At 35.1% G+C, this 9,221-nt stretch carries 8 protein-coding genes; 7 read left to right on the plus strand and 1 reads right to left on the minus strand.

The genetic code is table 11. The annotated features are described in order from the left end of the window. The first annotated feature begins 49 nt into the window (after nt 1-49). Genes ACJHV0_RS02365 through rfbB form a run of 4 tightly spaced genes read left to right on the plus strand, consistent with a single transcriptional unit; the run spans nt 50 to nt 4,191 of the window. Nucleotides 50-976 carry a glycosyltransferase family 2 protein gene (locus ACJHV0_RS02365; RefSeq protein WP_483133283.1) on the plus strand — a complete coding sequence of 309 codons (927 nt, stop codon included), beginning with the start codon at nt 50-52 and terminating at the stop codon, nt 974-976. Beyond that, nucleotides 973-1,749 carry a DUF4422 domain-containing protein gene (locus tag ACJHV0_RS02370; protein WP_334235218.1) on the plus strand — a complete coding sequence of 259 codons (777 nt, stop codon included), beginning with the start codon at nt 973-975 and terminating at the stop codon, nt 1,747-1,749. The genes ACJHV0_RS02365 and ACJHV0_RS02370 overlap by 4 nt, the downstream gene beginning before the upstream one ends. Beyond that, a complete protein-coding gene (gene wbaP / locus ACJHV0_RS02375; RefSeq protein ID WP_283386841.1) occupies nt 1,736-3,160 on the plus strand; it encodes an undecaprenyl-phosphate galactose phosphotransferase WbaP in 1,425 nt (474 codons plus the stop codon). The genes ACJHV0_RS02370 and wbaP overlap by 14 nt, the downstream gene beginning before the upstream one ends. A 2-nt stretch (nt 3,161-3,162) precedes the next feature. Continuing rightward, on the plus strand, nt 3,163-4,191 hold the full coding sequence (gene rfbB, locus ACJHV0_RS02380) for a dTDP-glucose 4,6-dehydratase (protein ID WP_483133284.1): 1,029 nt from the start codon (nt 3,163-3,165) through the stop codon (nt 4,189-4,191). Nucleotides 4,192-4,205: 14 nt separating this feature from the next. Here rfbB and ACJHV0_RS02385 read toward each other — a convergent pair whose 3' ends face one another. Then, nucleotides 4,206-5,462, minus strand: a complete 1,257-nt coding sequence (locus ACJHV0_RS02385; RefSeq protein ID WP_483133285.1) for an O-antigen ligase family protein — start codon at nt 5,460-5,462, stop codon at nt 4,206-4,208. Nucleotides 5,463-5,711: 249 nt separating this feature from the next. Between ACJHV0_RS02385 and rpsU the strand changes: the two genes are divergently transcribed. The 3 genes from rpsU to ACJHV0_RS02400 form a co-directional block, all read left to right on the plus strand. After that, nucleotides 5,712-5,927: a 30S ribosomal protein S21 gene (gene rpsU, locus ACJHV0_RS02390; protein ID WP_006252283.1), complete on the plus strand. Its 216-nt coding sequence runs from the start codon at nt 5,712-5,714 to the stop codon at nt 5,925-5,927. Nucleotides 5,928-6,082: 155 nt separating this feature from the next. Then, the gene (gene dnaG, locus ACJHV0_RS02395) at nt 6,083-7,831 is read left to right on the plus strand and encodes a DNA primase (protein WP_334233706.1); all 1,749 of its coding nucleotides are present in this window, start codon (nt 6,083-6,085) and stop codon (nt 7,829-7,831) included. A gap of 208 nt (nt 7,832-8,039) precedes the next feature. Continuing rightward, nucleotides 8,040-9,221, plus strand: a 1,182-nt coding sequence (locus ACJHV0_RS02400) for an RNA polymerase sigma factor region1.1 domain-containing protein (RefSeq protein WP_483133286.1), incomplete at its 3' end; no start/stop codon positions are given.

Here is a 9,221-nt window from a genome sequence, read left to right on the forward strand (position 1 = left end):
AATGTGGGAATGTGAATTTCCCTGACGCTAGCCTAAAGGTGTGTAAAGGATGATTTCAAATCCAAAAGTTTGTGCAGTTGTTGTTACCTACAATCGTAAAGAGCTATTATTAAACTGCTTGCAATTTCTAATAAAGCAAACCTATCCAATTGCTCATATAGTAGTAGTTAATAATGCTAGTACAGATGACACAATCAATTTTCTGGAGGAAAATGGTTGGATAAACAGCGAACAATTTACTTTATTAACCTTACCCTGCAACAAAGGAGGAGCGGGGGGCTTTTATGAAGGTCTTAAGTATGCCTACGAGAATAATTTTGAGTATATTTGGCTAATGGATGATGATGGTTATCCTTCTGAAAATTGTTTAGAAAATTTAGTTAATTATATTTCTGAAGATTGCTATATTGGACCTATGGTTTTAGAGCCGATCAGCCAAGATAAATTAAGTTTTGCACTAAGAATCCCGAATTCATTGCAAATTATTGATTCATATTCTTCTATTCCTGATAAGTTTAAGCAGAAAAATTTTATCAGAGACATTGTACTTCCTTTTAATGGAACACTAATTTCTAGGCAGTTAGTTAAAAATATTGGATTAATTAAGGAAAAATATTTTATTTGGGGAGATGATAAAGAATATACAATTAGAGCTTCGAAATCAGGTGCAAATATTTTAACTGTTATAGATGCAATATTCTATCATCCAGCAGATAGCTCATCCTCAACTAAAATGTTTTTTGGTAAATTAAGATTTAATTATTCATCTTCTAATCTGAAACTATATTGTTTTTGTCGTAATGCTATTGATATATTTAAGCTTCACGGTACAATCTGGCATATTATAGGATTTTGGCTTAAAACTACCTGGTTTTTTATGTTTACCAAGCCAAGTGTAAAGGAGCTTATATTTACCTGGAGAGCTATGTGGCATGGTTTAAGAGATGATTTTTCACATCATATAAAATATTTATGAAAAGATTAACAGTTCTTGTCGCGACACATAAAAAATATAAATTTCCTAGAGTGGAGTACTATATTCCAATTCAAGTAGGATGTGTTAATACTAATTTAGAATTGGGTATTCTGAGGGATGATTTGGGTGAAAATATCTCAGGCAAAAACCCTACTTTTTGTGAGCTCACAGCTCTCTATTGGGCTTGGAAAAATGGCATTTTTGAGAAAAATGATTATGTCGGCTTAGTTCATTATCGTCGTTATTTTAAAGGTGAATATCCTTTTCTAAAAAATAAGTATATATTGAGTGAGAAAAATATTCAGGAAGATTTAAGTCAGGTAGATTGTCTTGTTCCTAAAAAAAGGAAATATTATATTGAAACGGTCTATTCTCACTATAAAAATGCTCACTATATTAATGATTTAGATTTAGCCGTTTCAATTATAATTGAAAAAAATCCTGAATATTTAACCGCTTGTAATAAAGTGTTAGATAGTAGTTCTTTGCATTTATTTAATATGTTTATAATGCGTTCAGAATTATGTGGAGAATATTGTGAGTGGCTATTTTCTATTCTGTTTGAATTAGAGAAAAGAATTGATATCTCTAGCTATTCTATTTATCAAAAGAGAGTTTTTGGGTTTATTGCTGAAAGATTATTTAATATATGGATTGAGCATAATCATATTAAAATAAAAATGATTGATGTGGTTAATATAGAAAATGAAAATTTTTTATTAAAAGCAATGAATTTACTAAAGCGGAAGTTTTTAAATAATGAAGAAAAATAAACTAGATAGTAAATATATTTTAGTATTGGTTGATCTATTAAGTTTTATATTATCCTCTATTTTGGGACTGTCTATTTTATATTTTTTTGTAACCGATATTAGCCAGTATTTGCCATTAAATGAGTTACAAGAGCGAATTACTATTCATATTTTACTAAGTATGATTGGTATAGGCTGGTTTTGGATAAGATTACGTCATTATACATATCGTAAACCCTTTTGGTTTGAGTTAAAAGAAATTTTACGCACCTTAGCTATTTTAGCAATCTTTGAACTTTCTATTATTGCTTTTTCTAAACTTTATTTATCCCGTTATTTATGGCTAACTACTTGGGCTTGTGCATTTATTATTATTCCAATTGGGCGAATCTTGCTCAAAAAAGGGTTAATTAAAGCTAAAATCTACACTAAAAAAACAATAATTATTGGTGGTGGAGAAAATGCCATTGATGCTTATTATGCCTTAAAAAGTGAGCCTTATTTAGGGTTGGAGATTAGGTATTTTTTATCTAGTCATCCATCTGATAAGTTAAGTGAATTAGGGATTCCAATTTTAAAGGATGTTTCAGAAGGAGGGATTTGGGAATTAGTTTCTAATCCTTACGATCAATTTATTATTGCTCTAGAAGATCACGAAAATACGGAGCGAGATTATTGGCTTCGTTATTTATCAAAACATCGTTATCGTTCGGTATCAGTTATTCCAAGTTTAAGAGGATTGCCATTATATAGCACGGATATGTCATTTCTATTTAGCTATGATGTAATGCTGTTAAGAATAAATAATAATTTAGCAAAAAGAACATCTCGATTTATTAAACGAACAGCAGATATTGTTTTATCTATTTTAGGTTTAGTATTTCTTAGCCCATTATTTTTATATCTTTCTTGGAAAATTAGGAAAGACGGTGGTCAAGCAATTTATGGTCATCAGAGAATAGGGCGGAATGGTAAACCTTTTTCCTGTTTGAAATTTCGCACAATGGTTATAAATTCAGACGAAATTTTGCAAAATTTATTCAAAAATGAACCGCTTGCAAAAGCAGAGTGGGAGAAAGATTTCAAACTCAAAGATGATCCAAGAATTACTCCTTTAGGAAATTTTCTCCGTCGTAGTAGTTTAGATGAGCTACCTCAACTCTGGAATGTTTTAAAAGGAGAAATGAGTTTAGTCGGTCCTCGTCCTATTGTTGCGGAAGAACTATCTCGGTATGATGAAGATGTGGATTACTATTTTATGGCAAAACCTGGAATGACAGGTTTATGGCAGGTAAGCGGTAGAAATGATGTAGATTACCAAAAAAGAGTCTATCTTGATGCTTGGTATGTTAAAAATTGGTCTCTTTGGAATGATTTAGTTATTCTTTGCAAAACCATCAGTGTGGTAATTAAGCGAAGTGGAGCTTATTGATTATGAATATTCTCGTTACAGGTGGAGCCGGTTTTATCGGTTCTGCACTAGTTCGCTACCTGATTGAAGAAACCGATCACACGGTTATTAATATTGATAAATTAACTTATGCGGGCAATTTAGCTTCAGTATCTCGTGTTTCATCTGATGAGCGTTACCATTTTGAGCAGGTAGATATCTGTGCAAGCGGTCAAATTTCGGAAATATTTTGCAAATATCAACCCGATGCTGTTATGCATTTAGCTGCGGAAAGCCATGTAGATCGTTCTATTTCTGGAGCAGCTGATTTTATTCAAACTAATATTGTTGGTACTTATTCTTTGCTTGAAGTTGCGAGAGAATACTGGCTAGATTTACCTGAGCTCCAAAAATCAACTTTTCGCTTTCATCATATTTCAACCGATGAAGTATATGGAGATCTTGCATTAACGGATAGTCTATCTACAGAGAATTCCCCCTATGCTCCAAGTAGTCCCTACTCCGCATCAAAAGCTTCTGCCGATCATTTAGTTCGTGCTTGGCATAGAACTTATGGATTACCAACTCTTATTACAACGTGTTCAAATAATTTCGGACCTTATCAATATCCTGAAAAATTAATTCCATTGATGATTTTAAATGCCTTGCAAGGTAAAAAATTACCTATCTATGGAAATGGCTTGCAAATTCGTGATTGGATTTTCGTAGAAGATCACGTTAGGGCTTTATATCAAGTTTTAACTAAAGGTAAAGTAGGGGAAACTTATAATATTGGTGCTCGTCAAGAAAAAACAAATATTGAGATAGTAAGGGCAATTTGTAGTTTATTAGAGGAGCTCGCACCTAATAAACCTAATAATATAAAATATTATACTGATTTGATTACTTATGTTGAAGATAGACCAGGACACGATATCCGTTATGCACTTAATACCTCAAAAATTAAACAAGAGTTAGGTTGGCAACCAATAGAAACTTTTGAAACCGGTATGCGTAAAACAGTTAAATGGTATTTAGAAAATAATGATTCAATTAAAAAGGCAGATGTTTGATCTGCCTTTTTATTTTATATGTTATTTTCTTTTTGTTTCAATAGATGATATAACAAAATCAATACAAAGAAATAAAATATTGAGCCTGAATTATGAGCCAAGAATGACTGGCTCAAAAAAAAGAATGAATGAGCAATAATATGTATTATTCCTAGAACAGCTATACATTTTAACACAGCATCATTGGTATTTAATCGTCTAACAAAAATACTCAGTGGAATAAATAATACGCCAATTAATGCAGCGAATCCTAAAATACCTCTTTTTACGAAAGACTCTAAATATTGATTATGTAGACTATTGAATTTTAATGTGGTTTTAGCCATTTGTTGAGTTTCTACTTGCTTCTCCTTAAATTTTTCATAACCTGAACTACCGTGTCCTAATATAGGTTTTTCAGAAATGGCGATTACTGCATTTTCCCACATATCAAAACGAGCACCTAAAGAGGTTGTTTTGTCCTTTTGCTCAACATAGCGGGTAATATCCGTTTCTGCTTCATTCAATCTTTGCTGAATACCAAATTCAGGTTTATAAATAAATAATGCTAAAGGAAGGGTTAGCATTAGTATGATTACATAAATAATTTGTTTACGAATATATTTAAAGTTAAAAAATAGAATAAGTAAAATACAGATAGGAAATGCGACCCACCCACCCCTTGCACCTGTTAGAATACTAGCAAGCAGAGCAAAAGCAGGACAGGCAAAATAGAGGATACAAGTTTTATGTTGTTTTTGTGCAAACCAGTAAAAAGCAATTGCAATGCTAAATAGTGCTAATAATATTGAGATATTACCTGCCTGAATATGCATTGTGTCAGGAAATGGCTTCGGCAAATTAAGTATAAATTTTTGATATATCGCTAAAATTCCAACTACTAACGCTCCAATAGGAATGAAATGAAATAGAATCTCTTTCTTAATCGGGTAAAGTTTAAAGAAAAAAATTAGCGGAATTAATAACAATATTTTACTTGGATTATCAATTTCACGGAAACCATCTCCATTAAAAACTGCTGACATTACAAATGTAAGGAAATAGGCAATAAGTGAGAAAACAAAAAATTTATCTTCTTTATCAAGCAACCACTTTTGTTTTAATTTAAAGTGATAAAATAAGAAGCTAAGTGTAGCTATAACGCCTAAGGTCATTGGCACATAACTATAGCCTTTTTTAAAGGCTAAAACAGTAACAAAAAATGTAGCGACTAGAGCATTGCAGAAAAGGGCAATGTGTGAGTTGTCTATTTTTTTGAAGCTAAGCTGCATTAAACTATCCTAAAAAACGGAAAAAATTGTTGTTATTTTATACTAAGGGCATTACGGCATCTATCTATTTTTGCGTAAAACTAAAAAATTTCCCCCATTCGATTTAGTATGTACAAACTGGATTTAGGGGAGAAAATCTGCTCTTTACTTTGCTTTTTTGTTGAGGTAGAATGCACTACCTTTTTTGTTCTATGCCGCCAAAATTGTGTGCGGTTAATAATTTAATCTATTTTTCTGAGGTGATGGCATATGCCAGTAATTAAAGTTCGTGAAAATGAATCATTTGACGTTGCATTACGTCGTTTCAAACGCTCTTGCGAAAAAGCAGGTATCTTAGCAGAAGTTCGTGCTCGTGAATTCTACGAAAAACCAACTACAATTCGTAAACGTGAAAAAGCATCACTTGCTAAACGCCACGCTAAACGTAATTTCCGTGAGAATGCACGCAACACACGTTTATACTAATTAGTTCGCTAATTAGCAAAAATATATCGAAACCGTGATTCCTTTTAGGCTCACGGTTTTGGTGTTTTTAACGTTTCTATTTCAAGCGGTCATTTTTTGGTAAAACGTTACGATAAATTATCCGCTTGTATCATTCAAAGAGCAGGAGGCAATCAATGAAAGGCACAATTCCACGTTCGTTTATTGATGATCTCATCGCTCGTACTGATATTGTTGAGGTCATCAACAGTCGGGTCAAGCTCAAAAAAGCAGGACGAGATTATCAAGCCTGTTGTCCTTTTCATCACGAGAAAACCCCTTCATTTTCGGTAAGCCAATCGAAACAGTTTTATCACTGCTTTGGTTGTGGCGTTCACGGTAATGTCATCACTTTTTTGATGGATTACGACAAATTAGAATTTCCGGAGGCAATTGAAGAGCTTGCGGCTATGCACGGGCTAGAAGTGCCGAGAGAAAATATCATTAGTCGTGATGGTAAACCGCAAGCGAATTTTAAAACCAAGCGTAATCTCTATGAGTTGATGGAGGCGGTAGCGAAGTTTTATCAGCAAAACCTTACCCATCAAATTGAGCCACAAAGTTATTTGCAACAGCGTGGTTTATCGGCGGAGATTATTGAACGTTTTGAAATTGGTTTTGCTCCTAATGCCTTTGATGCGGCATTACGCACTTTTGGGCAATCGCCTGAAGAAACACAAAAATTGCTTGATACAGGGATCTTAACCAAAAATGATAGCGGTCGAATTTACGATAAATTTCGCAATCGGGTAATGTTCCCTATTCGAGATAAGCGTGGACGTGTGATCGCCTTTGGTGGTCGAGTGTTGCCAAATGATGAGCAAGGTGCGAAGTATATGAACTCGCCTGAAACGGTAATTTACCATAAAGGTAGTGAGCTGTACGGTTTATATCAAGCACTCAAAGTGGATGAAAACCCCGATTATCTCTTTGTAGTGGAAGGCTATATGGACGTAGTGGCTCTGGCTCAATTTGGAGTAGATAATGCTGTGGCTTCATTAGGTACAGCCACTACAGGTGAGCAAATTCAGCAAATGTTCCGCTGCACTGAGCAGATTATCTGTTGCTATGATGGTGATAGAGCCGGACGAGATGCGGCGTGGCGAGCATTAGAAAATGCTCTACCATACTTGCAAGACGGTCGTCAGCTCAAATTTATTTTCTTGCCTGATGGCGAAGATCCAGATACTTTCATTCGCTCGCAAGGTAAAGCCGGCTTTGAGCAATATTTGGCAGAGAATGCCAAATCTCTGAGTGATTTCTTGTTTGATAGTTTACTTGCTGATGTGGACCTTTCCTCAAAAGAAGGAAAATCCAAATTGGCAGCTTTAGCCGTACCGCTGATTAACCGCATTCCGGGTGAAATGTTGCGTGTTTATTTACGCAATATTTTAGGGCAGAAGCTAGGCATTCTTGATCCAACACAGATAGAAACATTATTACCGAATAAAAAAGCAGAAGAGAGAGCGGCTCATCAAGCCGTTAAAATCAAGCGAACGCCAATGCGATTGCTGATAGCGTTATTATTGCAAAACCCACATTTAGTGAAATTTGTGCCGGATGTGAGTTCTCTAAAAGCCTTAAAAGAGCCGGGTTTTGAATTATTAACGGATATTGTAGCGATTTGTCAGCAAAATGCCGGCATTAGTATGGGGGGGGTACTTGAACATTATCGAGAACATCCCCAATATAAAATCGTTGAAACACTCGCAAGTTGGGAACATTTAGTGTTGCCGGAAAATGTTGAAACTACCTTTATTGAAACGCTCGATTTTCTTTATGCTAAATTAGTGGAATTACGAAAAGAAGAGTTAATTGCCAAAGACAGAACAGTGGGTTTAACTGACGATGAGAAAAAAGAGTACGTTTTATTAATGTTTCAATAGTAGGAATACACTGAGTGAGCCCACAACAAGCGGTCAAAAAAAGCATTGCTTTTTAAACGTTGGCTTTGCCAACGGCAGCGAAGCTGCGAACAATCCTTACAAGGATTGTGAGTAAAATTCATAAATTTTTTGCAAATTTACCAAGCCAAGCTGAATTTAGTGGTATAATCCATTACTATTTTTTGCTCGCAAAATAAACGGATAAACTATGGAAAATCAAGCAGATCAACAATTAGAACAGCAATCCCAGTTAGAACTTTTGATTACACAAGGGCGTGAACAAGGTTATTTAACGCTTTCTGAAGTGCACGATCATTTACCTGAAGAGTTAGTAGATGCAGAGCAGATCGAAGATATTATTCAGATGATCAATGATATGGGGATCCAAGTATTAGAGGTTGCCCCTGATGCAGATGATTTACTCCTTGCTGAAAATATCGCTGATGAAGATGTGGTAGAAGAAGCTACGAAAGTGCTTTCAACCGTAGAATCAGAGCTAGGCAGAACTACTGATCCGGTGCGTATGTATATGCGTGAAATGGGTACAGTGGAGCTTTTAACTCGTGAAGGTGAGATCGATATTGCAAAACGTATTGAAGACGGTATCAATGAAGTGCAATGTGCGATTGCAGAGTACCCGGAAGCTTTAGTCGGACTTTTAGAATGTTACACCCAAGTAGAATCGGGCGAAATGCGTATTTCTGATTTAGTTACAGCCTTTGTTGATCCGAATGCATCAGAGCAAGTTACGGAAGAATTAGAGGTAGATCTTGATGATGACGAAGAGTCAGATACGGTAGCCGATGTTGAAGATGACGAAAATGAAGACGAAGAAAGTGATAGCAGCTCAGACAGCAGCGATGACAGCTCAATCGATCCTGAATTAGCACGAGAAAAATTTGAAGCATTACGCAGCCAACACGAGAAAGTGTTGTTATGTATTCAAAAACACGGTCGTACTAACAAAAAATCAAGAGAACAGATCGAAATTTTATCGAATATTTTCCGTGAGTTCCGTTTAGTACCGAAACAGTTTGATTTATTAGTTGCCACTATGCAAAAACTAATGAAGCAAGTGCGTGCGGAAGAACGCCAAATTCAGCGTTATGCGGTTGAATATTCCGGTATGAAAAAGACCGATTTCTTAAAAGCATTCCAAGGGCACGAATTAAGTGAAGCGTGGATTGAAAAAGCGATTAATGCAAAGAAGAATGCTGCACCAAAACTTGCAAATTATGTAGATAACATTCGTGTTAATATCGCAAATTTACAAAATTTAGAACAAACGTCAGGTTTAACCATTGCTCAAATCCGTGAGATTGGCGGTCGTATTTCTAATGGTGAGCTAAAAGCCCGCCGTGCGAAAAAAGAGATGGTGGAAGCCAACTTG

This window comes from Mannheimia sp. (genome assembly GCF_056854775.1).